Annotated in this window: 12 protein-coding genes; 6 read left to right on the top strand and 6 right to left on the bottom strand. The window is 55.9% G+C overall.

What is annotated here, in order from left to right:
* Nucleotides 1–26: 26 nt before the first annotated feature.
* The 3 genes from VNZ65_RS07835 (at nt 27) to VNZ65_RS07825 (ending at nt 3,138) form a co-directional block, all read left to right on the top strand.
* Nucleotides 27–659: a TetR/AcrR family transcriptional regulator gene (locus tag VNZ65_RS07835; protein ID WP_325667720.1), complete on the top strand. Its 633-nt coding sequence runs from the start codon at nt 27–29 to the stop codon at nt 657–659.
* Nucleotides 660–772: 113 nt separating this feature from the next.
* Entirely contained in the window at nt 773–2,608 is a 1,836-nt protein-coding gene (locus VNZ65_RS07830; protein WP_325667718.1) for a DUF4157 domain-containing protein, read from the top strand.
* Nucleotides 2,609–2,838: 230 nt separating this feature from the next.
* Nucleotides 2,839–3,138, top strand: a complete 300-nt coding sequence (locus VNZ65_RS07825) for a DUF1330 domain-containing protein (protein ID WP_325667716.1) — start codon at nt 2,839–2,841, stop codon at nt 3,136–3,138.
* A gap of 140 nt (nt 3,139–3,278) precedes the next feature.
* Here VNZ65_RS07825 and VNZ65_RS07820 read toward each other — a convergent pair whose 3' ends face one another.
* On the bottom strand, nt 3,279–3,785 hold the full coding sequence (locus tag VNZ65_RS07820; protein ID WP_325667714.1) for a cupin domain-containing protein: 507 nt from the start codon (nt 3,783–3,785) through the stop codon (nt 3,279–3,281).
* Between the two features lie 93 nt (nt 3,786–3,878).
* Between VNZ65_RS07820 and VNZ65_RS07815 the strand changes: the two genes are divergently transcribed.
* A complete protein-coding gene (locus tag VNZ65_RS07815) occupies nt 3,879–4,808 on the top strand; it encodes a LysR family transcriptional regulator (protein ID WP_325667712.1) in 930 nt (309 codons plus the stop codon).
* A gap of 184 nt (nt 4,809–4,992) precedes the next feature.
* On the opposite strand, the gene secB is transcribed toward VNZ65_RS07815, so the two are convergent.
* The 4 genes from secB to VNZ65_RS07795 all read right to left on the bottom strand — a co-directional run bounded on the left by secB (nt 4,993) and on the right by VNZ65_RS07795 (nt 10,613).
* Complete coding sequence (gene secB / locus VNZ65_RS07810) at nt 4,993–5,469, bottom strand: protein-export chaperone SecB (protein WP_325667710.1); 477 nt, start codon at nt 5,467–5,469, stop codon at nt 4,993–4,995.
* 96 nt (nt 5,470–5,565) lie between these two features.
* Nucleotides 5,566–6,072: an acetone carboxylase subunit gamma gene (locus VNZ65_RS07805; RefSeq protein ID WP_325667708.1), complete on the bottom strand. Its 507-nt coding sequence runs from the start codon at nt 6,070–6,072 to the stop codon at nt 5,566–5,568.
* Nucleotides 6,073–6,129: 57 nt separating this feature from the next.
* Nucleotides 6,130–8,454: a hydantoinase B/oxoprolinase family protein gene (locus VNZ65_RS07800; RefSeq protein WP_325667707.1), complete on the bottom strand. Its 2,325-nt coding sequence runs from the start codon at nt 8,452–8,454 to the stop codon at nt 6,130–6,132.
* An 11-nt stretch (nt 8,455–8,465) separates the two neighbouring features.
* Nucleotides 8,466–10,613, bottom strand: a complete 2,148-nt coding sequence (locus VNZ65_RS07795; protein WP_325667706.1) for a hydantoinase/oxoprolinase family protein — start codon at nt 10,611–10,613, stop codon at nt 8,466–8,468.
* 60 nt (nt 10,614–10,673) lie between these two features.
* Here VNZ65_RS07795 and VNZ65_RS07790 point away from each other — a divergent pair, with 60 nt between their 5' ends.
* Both VNZ65_RS07790 and VNZ65_RS07785 read left to right on the top strand, forming a co-directional pair.
* Complete coding sequence (locus VNZ65_RS07790) at nt 10,674–10,973, top strand: hypothetical protein (protein WP_325667704.1); 300 nt, start codon at nt 10,674–10,676, stop codon at nt 10,971–10,973.
* A 117-nt stretch (nt 10,974–11,090) separates the two neighbouring features.
* Nucleotides 11,091–13,118, top strand: coding sequence for a sigma-54-dependent Fis family transcriptional regulator (locus VNZ65_RS07785; RefSeq protein WP_325667701.1), 2,028 nt, complete (start codon nt 11,091–11,093; stop codon nt 13,116–13,118).
* 109 nt (nt 13,119–13,227) lie between these two features.
* Here the strand turns inward: VNZ65_RS07785 and VNZ65_RS07780 are convergent, their stop codons facing one another.
* Entirely contained in the window at nt 13,228–13,800 is a 573-nt protein-coding gene (locus VNZ65_RS07780; protein WP_325667699.1) for a hypothetical protein, read from the bottom strand.
* Between the last annotated feature and the right edge of the window lie 753 nt (nt 13,801–14,553).

Below are 14,553 nucleotides of genomic sequence, written 5' to 3'. Positions count from 1 at the left end.
ATATAAACATCAAGGGCTACATTTCAATGTCATCCGACCTGCGATCCCGCAAGCGCCTTGCCACGCGGCAAGGCATCTCCAATGCCGCCACGCGCCTGTTCTTCGAGCGCGGCTTTGACCATGTGACGGTGGACCAGATCGCGGCCGCCGCCGATGTCGGGCGGATGACGGTGTTCAACTACTTCCCCCGCAAGGAGGACATGTTTTTTGACCGCGACGAGGAGGGCCGCGAGCTCTTGCGCGCAGCGTTGCGCCAGCGCGATCCCTCCGTCGCGCCGATCGAGACCTTGCGCCTGCTGGCGCACGGCCTGGTGGCGGAAGACAGTCCTTACGTCAGGTTTACAGTGGAAAGCCAAGGCTTCATACAGACTATCGAGGGCAGCGAAAGCCTCAAGGCCCGGGCCAGGGCGATACGCGACGAAATCGCACAAGTGGTAGCGATGGCGCTCGCCGAATGCGTCGGGCGCGAAGCCGGCGATCCCGCCGCCCACCTGGCGGCCGGCCTGCTCCTGGCGACCTGGAGCGTGGCCCTGATCCAGGCTCACCGGGGCTTTCGAGAAAGGCAAGATACAGGGGCCGCGCAAGCCGTTTTCCTGGCTATCGTCGACAAGGGAAGCATCGGCCTCAGCGCGGCAATGGCCGGCACACCATACGCCTGAACCATCAGCCCACGGAAAAAGCACGCGCCACCTCAGCAGTAAGCCTGCCTTCGCCCTGCAGGCTGATGTATGATAGTTTTTGCAGCGTCAGCTCCTATCAATGCGGATTTGTCATGGGCGGTCAAGTGCAAAAGCAAGCTAAAACCAGCAATCCAATCAACATTGCAGCAAGCACGATGCGCCAGGACAGGGCACAGTCCGTTTTTGCAGGCAATCGACCGGAAGCGATTGCACAAGGCCGGTTGCAAGATATGGCGAGCAAAAGTCCGCAAGCGATGCAGTTCGCGGCGCAGCGGCAAATGATCGCTGACAGCCCGCGTGTTCAACAATTAAAAGCACTGCAGGACGGCATCCGCAACAGCCCGCAGTTGCTGGCGCAGCGGCCGGCGCATGCCGCGATGTTCGACGGCGATCAGCCGCTGCAAGGAAAATCGGCGGCCCAGAGCGCCGTGCAATTGCAGGAAATGCCAGCCGCAAAGCCCAACAACACCGGCCTGCCCGACCAACTCAAGATGGGAGTCGAGTCGCTGTCGGGCATGAGCATGGATCACGTGAGAGTGCATTACAACTCATCGCAACCGGCACAGCTGAATGCCCATGCCTATGCGCAAGGCAGCGATATTCATCTGGCCCCGGGGCAGGAGCAGCATTTGCCGCATGAAGCCTGGCACGTGGTGCAGCAGGCGGAGGGCAGGGTGCAGCCCACCATGCAGCTGCACTCGGGTGTCAACGTCAATGACGATCATGGCCTCGAGCGCGAGGCTGATGCGATGGGAGCGTCGGCACTGGCAAGCCGCGCCGGCGCGCCGCTGCAGCTGATGGCCGCCTCGACCCGCGCACCCGTGGTGCAGATGGTGAAATATATCTGGGCCAAGGGCAAAGTCCGTCAGGTTCCTGATGAATATAAAAAGAAAGACAAGGAAAGGTTGTCCACCGAAGACGAGTTCATGAGGCGCAATGGGGATGACGCCGACAACCCGCAAGTGGCCGAGATTCGCGTGCGGCGTGAGAACGAGGCGCTCGAAAAGGCAAGGGTGGAGCGTGAGCAGGCTCGCGCGGCGCGCAAACTGGCAAGGGCGACGCGGCGTGCGCGCGTCACGCCAGGGCAAATGCCAGAGTCGCACATCGGCAAGCAGCTCAAGTTCCCAGGTGTGGTCAAGCAGGCAGATGACCAGGCCGCCGACCTGGTCTACCGTGGCATGAGCGTCAATAATATTCGTAACCTGCAAAAGGGCAAGCCCGCAGTATTCACCGCGCAATCTCCCACCGGCGCCGCCAATGCGGTCGAACATATCGTCGACGACAGTCCAGAGTCTCCCTATCTGTCGTTCGAGGCGGGCGGGCTGGCCGTCAGCGCCGGAAAATACGCGGCAAAACCGGTTGACGACGACAACAAGCCCCACGGCGTGCATCAAAACGAGGACGGCTTCCTGAAGCAGGAAAAATCGTACACCGCCGATTCTCGCCGGGACTACCCGGGCGCCAAGCGCATCGGCTATGTCGGCGGCATTCCCGCCGATGCCGGAAGCGGACGGCTGGACGTGTCCACGCGGGACAAGGCCGCGCGCGGACTGAGCGCGCCGGCGCTAGGAAGTGCGGAACGCCGCGAAAAGGCAAGAGCACTGGCGGAAGCCGACAAGGAAGTATTGGTGAAGCCGGGCCCGACAGGAATCGCACCCGCCAAAGTACCATTCGTTGCCAAGGTTCAGGAAGTCACCGAAGCCTATTACCGCAAGCACGTCGCGCGCCAAAGCTCGCGCAAGGCGCTGGGCTTCCACAAGCCGTATAACGCACCGGCTGTGTACAGCAAGATCCAGCTTCCGGCCGATAACGCGCAATACAAATTCAATATCCCCGCGGACCTGCGGCGGACCGACGAAGACAGCGAGGCCGAGATGTCCGATATCGAGTCCATGGATCTCGGGGATTTCGATTCCGACGTCGACTAGCCAGGGGGCGGGATGAGGTTATGCGGGATTTGGATACTCCACTGCGGGCTCCCCCCATGCCTCCAGGCACAACCCAGCGAAATTTTTTCGTCTAAAGTGTTGCTGGTCGGCGCCGGTCTGAACTGGTGGGCGATACAGAAGGCTACCTCATTCCCGCTTGTAGAGGACTCGGAAGCAGGGCGCGCGGCGGCAGCTGCTATTTAATTCTGACATACATTAAAGGAGTGAAAATGAACAAAGGATATTGGGTAGTTGCGTATCGGTCGATATCGGACGAGTCCGCATTGAAAGCTTACGGCGAGCTGGCTGCGGTGGCGATTGCCGCGAACGGCGGCACCCTTTTGGCGCGGACCACGGGCCGCCTCGAGGTGCACGAAGCAGGCCTGCAGCAGCGCACGGTCGTGGTCGAATTCGCCAGCTTTGAACAGGCGCAACGGACATATGCCAGTGAGGCTTACCGGACTGCGCTGCGAGCGCTGGGGACTGGTGCCGAGCGGGATTTCCGTATAGTCGAAGGTGTCGATCAGTAACGTGAGGGCTGACAGGGAGATCAGCATCAAGGATCGCCCACTCCATTTCAGCTGACTGCCCAAACTTCAGTCTTACCTCAGTGAGCTATGCCTACTCTGCTTCGGATTCGAGCGTGAGTGCAGCCCGTATTCATTACCGCTCAGCCCGCTGCGGGTGACCCCACCAGATCGTGCTGCGCGCCAATCATCACGGCCAAGACGTGGCATTGCTCGTTGAACGGATTGCTCCAAGCGTGGATCGCGCCGCACTGGATCAGCGTGTCACCCGCGTTCAACTGGACGGTTGCACCGTCGTCGAGCTCGCATATGCAACTTCCCTTGACGACATAGACTGTGTCGATCGTGGCGCTGCGGTGGTGGCCATCTTTCTCCGCCGTGGTGGCGATTGGCGCCGATGTGGCATATTCGGCCCTGGTTTGGGGCTCCATTAGCGTATGCAGATAGCGCAAGCCACCGATAGGGGGGAAAAACCAATTGACCTTCGGGCGTTCGCCGGCATCGGGGAAGTGCGGGTTTTCCGCCGCCCATACGTCATACACGGACCAGTCGGCTCTGCCCGGCACCGGATGGGCCGGTATTTGCACGTCGCTGACCACTAGCGCGCGACCGTCCTTGTTGTGTGCTGTTACTATGCGTCTCAGTGCCATAATCATCTCTCAAGTTGGTTGTTTGAAGGATTACTTTAGGCTATTCGGACATCATTCGAGAAATTCAGTCTCGATATACGACCTATCCAAAAAATGAATTCGAAACGAATCGATTTGAATCTCCTGGTGTCGCTGGAGGCGTTGATCCGCGATGCAAATGTGAGCCATGCAGCTACTCGGCTGAATTTGAGCCAACCAGCGCTGTCAGCACAGCTCAGGAAGCTGCGAGACATGTTCGATGACCCGTTGCTCGTGCCCGCCGACTCCGGGCGCGGCATGGTGGCCACCACCCGGGCGATCGAATTGGCTACGCCTTTGCACGATGCGCTCCATACGCTGCGCGCACTGGTCGAAAGCCGGAGCCTCTTCGATCCAGGCACGGCGCAACGCATTTTTCGCATTGCCGCGAACGACAACGCCGTGGTCGTGGTCGGGTTGCCGCTGATGCAGCGCGTGGCCGCCTTGGCGAACCCGAACTTGCAGGTGGCTTTCGTGCGGCCCGATGCGAGCCTGCGTGCCGACCAGCTCGAGCAAGGAACGATCGATCTCGTCATCGGCTCGGAACGCATGGTTCCGCCGATTGCAAAAGCGCGCAAGCTTTTTGACGAACGCTTCCTGATGGTTCAACGCCGAAATCATCCTCGCGGCCGTGGACCACTCGACCTCGATGCATACTGCGCACTGGGGCACGTGCTCGTCTCTACGGGCGGAGGCAGTTTTCACGGTTTGATGGATGAATATCTACAACGGCTGGGTCGGCGTCGCGACGTGGTGGCCTCGGTCGAGCAATTCCTTCTCGTGCCGGCCTTGCTGGAATCCAGCGACCACGTCTGCACTGTGCCCAGCCGTGTCGCGGCTCGCTTCGCGACTAGCTTAGACAGTTTCGAGCTGCCGTTCGAGGCAACAGGTTTTGCGTTATACGCCGCCTGGCATCCGAGTCGCCATGCTGATGCCGGAATGATTTGGCTGCGAGGACTGCTCGCCGAAGGGCAGGGAGACGCGCTGTTGTCGAAACTCGATTAATCGACTAACTTGCTCGAATATTCGCTAACGCTAACGCTAGCTCGTGGCTAATTTGAAGTGCCAAACAGTGGCGAGTTAGTTCGGAGCGCTGTTCCTTGGTAGAAACAAGTTTTTCCTTATTATCTGGCTAACTATAACTACGTAAAGAGTGACAATGGAAAGATCCTGATGCCAGCACTCAAGATCATGCCGCCATCACAATACCGTTACCGTTTTGTATTTTCTGATCTTCGATTGCCTGTTGACGCTGCAGATAAAACAATTCGAAATTGATTTCGGATAAGTGCACCGGCGGGAAGCCTGCACGGGTAATTGCATCTGCGATATTGGCGCGAAGATAGGGATACAGAATGGTTGGACAACCGATACCCAGCAATAGCTCGCGCTGTCCGGACACCATGTTGCGGATTTCGAAAATACCTGCCTGCTTGCCCTCCACTAGAAATGCTACGTGGTCCTTGATTTTGGCTGTGACCGTTATCGTCACTGTGCATTCAAATGTACCTTCGGCCAACTGTTCGGCGCAGGCATCGACGGCGACCTCAATACCGGGGGAATCTTGCTCAAGAAAGATTGCAGGAGAGTTAGGCTGTTCAACAGACAAGCCTTTCAGGTAAACACGTTGAATCTGAAATGCGGGTTGTTGATCGTCTTCAGACATGATGAGCTTTCGTTGGAATTAAAATCGTGGAATTGATCTCTAAAATCACCATCTTCATTCCCGGGGCCTAGTGGAACACTCTGCCCCGGGCACTGTTTAGTTGGCCTTTTCCGGCAACGGCAGGTTCACCCAATCGTTGTAGAAAGCTTCGATATCCGGTTCAAATTCATGCATCACCGGGTACCATGGAGTTGGCGCTTCGACATCATGCATGATGCCGCATTCAGGGCAATAGTACTCACGGTACACCTGCCAGTTGGTGTCCGGCGCCATTAACGTCGGATAGACTTCGTGCATGGCTTCCGCCGTATCGCGAACGTAGATCAGCGCCTCCAGCTTCCAGTTCTTGCGATAATCGCCAAATTCATGGCCGCAGCTGCACTTGGTGACCCATTCCTTGGTCTTCTTGTTTTGCGCAATGTACAGATGCAGGCTGATCGGCAGAATCACCTTATCATCCCATGGCAGCTTGGACTCGAGCGCATTCAGATACATGCGAAAGCGGTCATGGTCCTTGGGCATGGAAAGCATGCGCATGGTGGTTTCCCAATCCAGCTTGCCCTCCACCAGATAGTTCACTTGTTCTTGTGTATAAACAGACATTTTATATCTCCGATAATTCTGGTAGGTGCGACCGGGTTCGTGATCCCGGCCGCAAAATCACTCTTCGACCAATGACACGGTACGTACATCCGGCAGTTTCGACAGATCCATCCGGTAAGTGGAACCGAAAGAAGGAACGCCCAGTTCGGACTCCGGCAGTTCCCAATCGGCCGGCAAGTCCCAGAACGCCTTGAACTCGTTCTTGAACTTGAGGCTCAGGCCGAAACTGGTAGCGAACATGTGGCGCACCTGTACCGATGCATGCTTGGTGATGATCCGTGCCCGCTCTTCCTTCATCCACTCACGGGTCGGAACGGCTCTTGCGATGCGCTCCTTGCGGATTTCCTTGCGGCGGATAGTTGTCTTGGCGACGTCGACAGTCCAGACCTGCTCACGATCTTGCGAGATCACTACGCCATAAACCTTCTCAGCGTATTCCGGCAACACGAAGCGGCTGTTGATATCGGTTTCAACCGAAGCGCAATCGCGATCGAGCGGATCACCAAAGCCCGGACCGCCTCGCATATAGTTCAGATACAGGTCATGGTTCTCAAAAATGGCTTCTGTCGTAGTGCATTGCTGATCACGCTTGATGCGTGAATCGGCGCTGATGTGACGTTCGTATTCCTTGCTTTCCGGATTGCGGTCGGCGCCCAGCGGCAATGACAGATTGTCTTTGATGCGTTGTTTCAGATCGGTGTTATGCGCTTCAAAACGATAACCGGTAGCGGATGGGTAACCGCCCATCAGACCCCAGTCGCTATTCATGTAGCCGTTGCCCATGAAGTACATGCTCCAGTCTTCTGCTTTCCACACCATGCGCAGCGTTTCAAAACCGCAGCCGCCGCGGAACTTGCCGTAGCCGCCCGAGTTGGTCTTGACGTTGCGCCCCATGTACAGCAGCGGTTCCGCCATCTCCCAGATCTCGATGTCGCCCATGTCGCCTTCAGGGTTCCACACCGCCGCGGCATGGTTCAAGCCGTCCTTGATGGCGCAAGCGCCTGTGCCGCAGGCCGCCGGTTCGAAGCTGTTGACCGCATGCGCTTCGCCGTCCTGGTTCATGCCGCCGCCCTGCAGCCAGTTGGAGGTGTTGGCGTTGCCGGCGTTGACTTCTTCCAGATAGCCGCGGGCAAAATAAGACTGGCTCATGCCGCGCCAGATGCCGCTCCAGCCGGACACCAGGAAATGCCAGGCATAAGCATGCGCAGTGCGGCGGTCGTCTGGATTCATCCAGGTGCCCTTAGGCAGCTTGAATTCCGTGGCATAGTAGGCGCCATCGTTGATGCGGGAGGTCGGCACCAGGGTCTGGGTCAGCATGACCCAGATGCCGCTGGTGAACGCCACCTGGTTGGCATTGAAGCTATGCCAGCCCCAGCGGCTTGCGCCTTCAAAATTGAGCCGCCAGGTAGCGTCGGCGCGGATCGTCATTTCACAGGGTGCATGCATGATGCTGTTCATCTTGCCGAATTCCGAGGCCAGATTCATGTCTTCATGGTCGTAAGGAATATCCACGAACGCGACACGCCGGTAGACGCCGGGAACCGTCATTGCCTTCAGCCGTGCCTGCAGCCCGCGCCGTCCTTCTTCGATGATTTCGTGGGCAAACCGGGTGTAGTTTTCAATTCCCTCCGCTTCCAGGACTTCCTCCACCAGCTTGCGAATCATGTGGCAGCCGGCAATGCGGGTACGCTCGTCCAGGATCCAGTACTTGGTGGTGCGTACATTGCGCTGGCTCTCGTGCAGCCAGTCGCGCAGCGGCGTATCGTTGATGCCGGTCTTGCGGCAGGTCACCTGCAAGCCGTCGCCGAAGCGCGAGACCTGGCCGGTCGACATCGAACCTGGCGTCATCGCGCCAAGGTCAATCACATGAGTTACGCCGCCGACCCAGCCGATCAGGTTGCCTTCCCAGAATATCGGCACGATGGTGGCGATATCGCAAGGATGCACATTGCCGATAGAACAATCATTATTGGTGAACATATCGCCGGGACTGATGCCTGGATTGACTTCCCAGGCGTTTTCGATCATGTACTTGATCGCCGCGCCCATGGTGCCGACGTGAATGATGATCCCGGTGGAAGTCAGTATGCAGTCGCCTGCGGCGTTATAAAGCGTGAAGCACAGTTCGCCTTCCTGCTCGACGATCGGCGATGCGGCTATTTTCTTTGCGGTTTCGCGCGCATGCACCAGGCCGCCGCGAATCCTGGAAAACAGTTTTTCATAGGTGATCGGATCGGAGTCCTTGAATTGGAGTTTTTCCAGGCCGTTGTAGAACCCGGTTTTCCTGGTCCGCTCCAGTACTTCATCGCGATGTTCCTTGAGGGTCTTGCCGTTGCCCAGCAAGTCTGGCAAGCCCATTTCTTTTTTCGACATTTTGTTCATGATCAGTCTCCTTATTTAACTTCTTTAAGATGAAATAAGCGGTGGGTATCACAATAGGTTTCGAAGCCTAGCGGCACGATGAAAGTGGTGGAGGGCGACTCAACGATGGCAGGTCCTACCACCCGGTTACCAGCCTTCAGCGCTTCCATCGACCAGATCTGCGCGTCCTGCCATTTTTTATGGCGATAGAAAGGACGGCTGCCGATGTGCGCTTCCTTCGGCGGCACCGGGCCTGCATCCGGTTCTTCAGGCAGTTCCGGCTTGGAAGAAATGACGCTGCCGCGCATTATGGCGCCGGTCACCCCGAAGCCTAGTTCCGGCGAGCTGGCAGAAGTGGCGTAGACACGCCCGTAGGTATCGTCGAATGCTTTCACCATCTTGTCCCAATCCGCCAGCGTGGAGGCATTGGTCACCGGCGAATTGATTTCCAGATCGTTCAGCTGGCCCATGAACTGCATGCGATAGCCGGGACGCAGCAAGACGTCTTCCGGCTTGAAGCCGTTAATGATGAATTCTTCGATGACTTTCTCGCTCAGTTCCGCCCATGCAGCAGTCAGGGTTTCGCAAGCTTTTACTTTCTCAGCATCGGTGGCTTCAGGACCAACGCCGACGTCGACGCTCTTGTCATAGCGGTATTCGTATTCGGCACAGGCGCAGCCGAACGCTGAGAATCCGGCAGCCCAGGCCGGCACCACCACATCCTTGAAACCCAGGCCTTCGGTATATCCGTAGGTATGCACCGGACCGGCGCCGCCGTATGAAAAGCACACGAAGTCCGCTGGGTTGTAGCCTTTGGCGCTGATCACCGAACGCATGTATTCGCGCAGATTCAGATCGAGCAATTCGATCACGCCGGCAGCGGCATCTTCTACCGTCAACCCCAGTGGATCTGCAATTTGCTCTTTCAGATATTTACGCGCGCGGTTGACATCGAGCTTGATGGCGCCGCCCAGGAAATTGTCAGGATTGAGATAGCCCAGCACCACATGGCAATCCGAGACTGACACCGTATCCAGTCCGCTATCCGGCCAGCACATGCCCACCCTGTAGCCAGCGCTGTCCGGACCGAGTTTGATCGCTTTGCTGTAGGGATCGATGCGGATAAAGCTGCCGGCGCCGGCGCCGACCGAATCCATCGCCACCAGGGGCAGGGAAAGCACCAGGCGCGCCATGTCGGGATCCGACTGGATGGCAAAGTTGCCTTTCGTGATGATCGCCATATCGAAACTGGTGCCGCCGATATCGCTGCAGGCAATATTGTCATAGCCCAGTTTTTCGCCCAGGAATTTCGAGCCAATCACACCGCCGATCGGACCGGACACAATCGTGCGGGCAAGCTCCTTGGCTTTCCAGCCTATCGTGCCGCCGTGCGTTGCCATCACGCGCAAATCGAATTTGGCGCCGTGCTTCTTGAAGCGGTCGCTGACTTTTTTCAAGGTCGCGCGTGAAGGTTCTGCCGCGTAGGCTTCCAGAATCGTGGTGTTGGTGCGGTGGGTTTCCTTACGCGATGGGTAATAGTCGACGGTCGCAAAGACCGGAATATCGACGCCAAGTTTCTTCAATTCCTCGCGGCAGATATCGCGTGCACGCAGCTCGCTTTTTTCATTCTTGTGCGACTGCAGCAGGCTGATCACGATCGCTTTCGATCCGCGCGCTACCAGCTCGCGGGTGGCGACACGCACCTCTTCTTCACGCAATGGAATCACCACTTGCCCCTGGACGTCGGTACGCTCGGTGACGCCGCGGGTGCGCGACAACGGCACCAAGGGCTCGTCGTAGCGATGGCAATTCAAATGGATACGCTCTTCCAGCGCATAGCCGAGGTAACTCTGGATGGCACGACCCATCGAATGGATGTCTTCAAAGCCGCGGTTGCACATCAAGCCGACATCCAGTCCCTTGCGCTGGACTACGCGGTTCAGCATAGCGGTGCCGGAATAGACGCAGGTCAGCAGTTCCGGAAAAACATCGTCGACCTCCAGTTGCCATTCCGCCAGCGCGTCAACCGACGATTCATAGATAGCCTCCGATTCATCCCCGGGATTACTTTGCGCTTTACCGACAACGAACGAGCCATCCTCCCTGACGAAAAAAGTGTCGGTCATCGTGCCGCCGGCATCGATACCCATCACCTGTACGGGCGAGTGTTGAGCTTGCATGTGTGTCTCCTCATTGAGTGGATAGTTTTCCAAAACCTGGCGATCAGACATTGTTTGGAAATGACTGATTCTGTCTTGAGCGAGCAAATTGAATCTGTACGCAGAGCAGATACCGCAAGGAGCATGCCAATCCTGCGGGAGAGCCTGAAAAATCTGACCCGCTCTATGAAAGACGGAAAAAAATACGTGCATGGAAAAACATCGACGGCCGTTTCGAACGTCCGGTTTTCATACGCCGCCATGGATTCGACCGGAAATCGAACGCTGCCAGACTGGCTCCGGCAAGCCGCATCGCTGAGCTGCGAGGAGGGCGGATCAACTGCGCCCCGCTACATGGCGAAATCTGCGGTGCGGCTTTGAGGTGTATAGTCGGTTCGGGAATGAATACATTTTCCGGAAAGCGGAAGCCAGCAAAATGGCAACGACGGGAGCAACTTGCTCCTGCGGAAATAAGGCGCATAGCCAGTAGGAGACAAATTGAATTCCAACACGCCTGACCAGCGGCTATCCAATCCTCGCAACAATCGGAAGATCATGGATGCCTGGGATGGCTTTCTGAGCGGACACGCTCCGCCTCCCAATGCATTACGTTGCCTGATCGATGACTCCTGGAGGCGTTGCCTGGGGGTTCAAGTAGATCCGACGCGCCAGCAGGCACTGCCGCCTGTTAGTGAAATTACACTTAATGCTCTGCAGGACCAGCATCGCGAATTGTTGGCAGCAGGTAAGCAAGTCATGGCGATGGCCAGGGATTTTCTTGCCGAAACCGAGACGATCATGATTCTCACTGATCCGAACGGGATGATACTTGGCGTAGAAGGCGATGCGCGCGCGCTAGGCGCGGCGGAAGATATTTACCTCACAGCCGGGAGCTGTTGGAGCGAGCTGATTTGCGGAACAAATGCGATAGGCACGGCATTGTCCATCGGCCAACCGGTACAAATCCATGCAGCCGAGCATTTTTGCGCCGGGATCAAGCAGTGGACGTGCTCGGCCACCGTCATCCGCGACCCCTATGACGGCAAGATTCTGGGCGCCATTGATGTATCCGGGCTAGGCAAGACGTTCAATCCGCATAGCTTGGCTTTGGCAGTCACGACAGCCAGCCGGATTGAGGGCCAACTGGCCAAATTGGAGATGGAGTTTCGTTATCAATTGCTGGAACGAGGTATGGCAAAAATGTCGAGTGCGACCGATGGCGTCATTATTTGTGATCGTCGCGGATATCCCATAAAAGCAAATGAATGCGCGGCCGCAACTCTTCTTGCCCGAGGTATAGACTTCGATCTTAAAAACACGACGCGCATCCCGACATTGAACATGGGGGCATTCGGCGGCGCTACCGGCGCCGATGCGCCGGAATGGCTCAGCAGCGACTGGGTCGAGGCAGTCATTGACGCTGGCGAACGAATTGGAACCCTGTTGACGATTCCTGGGTTGCCGCAGCGTGGGGCGTCACTGCACGTATCGCAAAAAGAAAGATCCCCGAAAGTTGCCATCAGCACCGATGCGAAGGGTTTCGGGGGCATCGTCGGGAATAGTACTGCCTTGATCCAGGCAGTGCAAAAAGCAAAACTGCTTTCCAAAACTAATGTATCGGTGCTGTTGCTCGGTGAAACCGGAGTTGGCAAGGAAAATTTTGCGCAAGGCATCCATCATGCCGGTCAGATTGGCGAGCGACCGTTTATCGCGCTCAATTGCGGCGGCTTATCTCCCGATCTCCTGGCCAGCGAACTCTTTGGACACTGTGAAGGCGCTTTCACCGGTTCGCGGCGTGGAGGAATGATAGGCAAGGTAGAGGCGGCAAATGGCGGCACTCTGTTTCTCGATGAAATTGGGGAAATGCCATTGGAATTGCAACCGCACTTCCTGCGCGTACTGGAAGAGGGGGAAATTTATCGTATTGGTGAGAATACGCCGCGAAAAATCTGCTTCAGGCTGATCGCTGCGACCAACCGCGATCTCCGCGATGAGGTATCTGAGGGCCGGTTTCGCATGGATCTTTTTTACCGTGTTTCGGTTACCAGCATACGCATCCCGCCGCTGCGCGATCGTAGAGAGGACATTCCGCAACTGGTGGCGCATTTTCTCGGCAAGCTTAGTGCGAAACACAACATTGCTCGAAAACAGATCAAACCGGAGTTAATCGCTGTGCTGGAAAACCATGCATGGCCGGGGAACGTGCGTGAGTTGCGCAACGTCGTCGAAAGTATGTTCTTGATGACCAGCGGGGAATCCTTGGACCTGGATGATTTACCGCCTGACATCCGATCATCATTAGCCGTTGACATTGAAAAGCCTGGTATGCGACCTCCGCTCGGCACCGGCAAACTGGAGGATGCCGAACTAAAATTCATCCGCGAAACTATCGAGGCAGACCGCGGCAATCTCACACTGGTGGCCAAACATCTTGGGATAGCAAAGAGCACGCTGTACATCAAACTCAAAAAATATGGGTTGGACCAGGTTTTAGGTGGCGTCAGAAGCTCGGGACGCCAGGAATAGGCGGGAATTCGATCAATTCTGTGGGCGAAGGGAGAGGAGGGGAGCAGAGCTTGCTTTATCTCTCCGATTCAGGAGCGATAGCCGACAGCAGCCCAAGTGCTCAGGCTTTCTAACAGCCTAATCTGTACATCCGGTTTCTAACGTCCAATCTGCGTGAGCGTAGTTGATCCTGTGACCAGCCCGATTGTTTTATGTTTGATGCGGAATCGATGGATTTTATTTCTTCTGCAAGGTAATAGCATTCTCCTTGCGTATTGCTTGTAAGGGATGGCGTCGACGCTCCAGCCATAGCAACGAATCCGGGTTGTTTAATTTCAGCTTGAATATGTGCGCGAGTGTCAGCTATTGTCTCTTTGTCTGGGCTTACGAATCCGCCGCTTGTCTCTTGTATTGTCACTTGGGCCGTGTGGCTTGATGTTGGACATGGAGCATCGCTGTAGGTGGTTTTTCCTCCAGATTCGCATTTCACAATTTTCCCCGGCTGTATGCCCCGTGTGTTTGCCTGTGCCTCTGAGGGTGTGGCGTAGTTTTCATCCGTAGGCAGTGTCGTCTGTATGTCTATTTTTGCCGGGTCGGGCTTGGCGGATAGGTCGTAGGTCGATTTCGACATTAGATAGATTCCACCTCCCACGATGGCTGTAGCGAGTGTCGCTGAGACTGCCATGCTGACTAGATTCTTCATGATCGATCCTAGATATTGACATTGCTACTTTACAATATTTTTAGTGATCATGTTGATAAGTATGCATGGCAGTGGATTGGCTATCCGATCCGTGTTTCTAGATATCTTTCTTTCTCGTCAATTTCATGCTTCGTCGCCGGTTCTGTCAGGGGCGGTAGGAATATTTGTCCGGTGTCTTGTACCACGCCGAGTTTCTCGCATAATGGCTGGATTCCCATCTGATAGATGATCTGATCGTGTTCCATGGCCAGCAGGCGTAATAGCTCCGGAACCAAAAATGGCGCTTTTTTCGTCCCTTGGGCCAGTCTGATACGGCGCGCTCACTGCAGGAATTTCTATCGTTGAGCGTGAGCCGGCAAAGTCTGTCAAGGCTAAGTCCAGGGCAAAACCAAAGGCTTGATTGCCTCTATTTTTTTACCGTCTTAACTTCGCATAATTTGTATTATGTAAAATTAATGAGTCGGAAACGCCGCTGGTTATCGACAATATTAGCGCTCTAACATAAAACTACATGGACTAATAACGTAATGGCACGCGGGGAAAGAATATTGAAGAATTCTGCTTTTCCCTCCTAACATTGCGTTAAATCAAAGTGATCAATTTTTTCCCCGACTGTTGAGGATTGCTTAAAATTGACCCAGCGTTATCGTCGAAATTTAACCCACCCTTTGACGTTCAAATTACTCCGTGCCTGTGGATAAGTCATCTGTCTGAGGTAGCATTTCTCCTTTCTTGATTGATTTTTTTTGGCCT

It is taken from the genome of Collimonas sp. (assembly GCF_035566555.1).
Lineage (GTDB): Bacteria > Pseudomonadota > Gammaproteobacteria > Burkholderiales > Burkholderiaceae_D > Collimonas.
Note: the sequence above shows the minus strand (reverse complement) of the source record. Positions and strands in the feature narration are given on the sequence as shown.

Coding starts and splice junctions, on each gene's coding strand:
- VNZ65_RS07795 (WP_325667706.1), bottom strand. CDS start 10,613: ATGCAAGCTCAACACTCGCCCGTACAGGTGATGGGTATCGATGCCGGC.
- VNZ65_RS07820 (WP_325667714.1), bottom strand. CDS start 3,785: ATGGCACTGAGACGCATAGTAACAGCACACAACAAGGACGGTCGCGCG.
- VNZ65_RS07815 (WP_325667712.1), top strand. CDS start 3,879: ATGAATTCGAAACGAATCGATTTGAATCTCCTGGTGTCGCTGGAGGCG.
- secB (WP_325667710.1), bottom strand. CDS start 5,469: ATGTCTGAAGACGATCAACAACCCGCATTTCAGATTCAACGTGTTTAC.
- VNZ65_RS07830 (WP_325667718.1), top strand. CDS start 773: ATGGGCGGTCAAGTGCAAAAGCAAGCTAAAACCAGCAATCCAATCAAC.
- VNZ65_RS07780 (WP_325667699.1), bottom strand. CDS start 13,800: ATGAAGAATCTAGTCAGCATGGCAGTCTCAGCGACACTCGCTACAGCC.
- VNZ65_RS07805 (WP_325667708.1), bottom strand. CDS start 6,072: ATGTCTGTTTATACACAAGAACAAGTGAACTATCTGGTGGAGGGCAAG.
- VNZ65_RS07790 (WP_325667704.1), top strand. CDS start 10,674: ATGACTGATTCTGTCTTGAGCGAGCAAATTGAATCTGTACGCAGAGCA.
- VNZ65_RS07835 (WP_325667720.1), top strand. CDS start 27: ATGTCATCCGACCTGCGATCCCGCAAGCGCCTTGCCACGCGGCAAGGC.
- VNZ65_RS07825 (WP_325667716.1), top strand. CDS start 2,839: ATGAACAAAGGATATTGGGTAGTTGCGTATCGGTCGATATCGGACGAG.
- VNZ65_RS07800 (WP_325667707.1), bottom strand. CDS start 8,454: ATGAACAAAATGTCGAAAAAAGAAATGGGCTTGCCAGACTTGCTGGGC.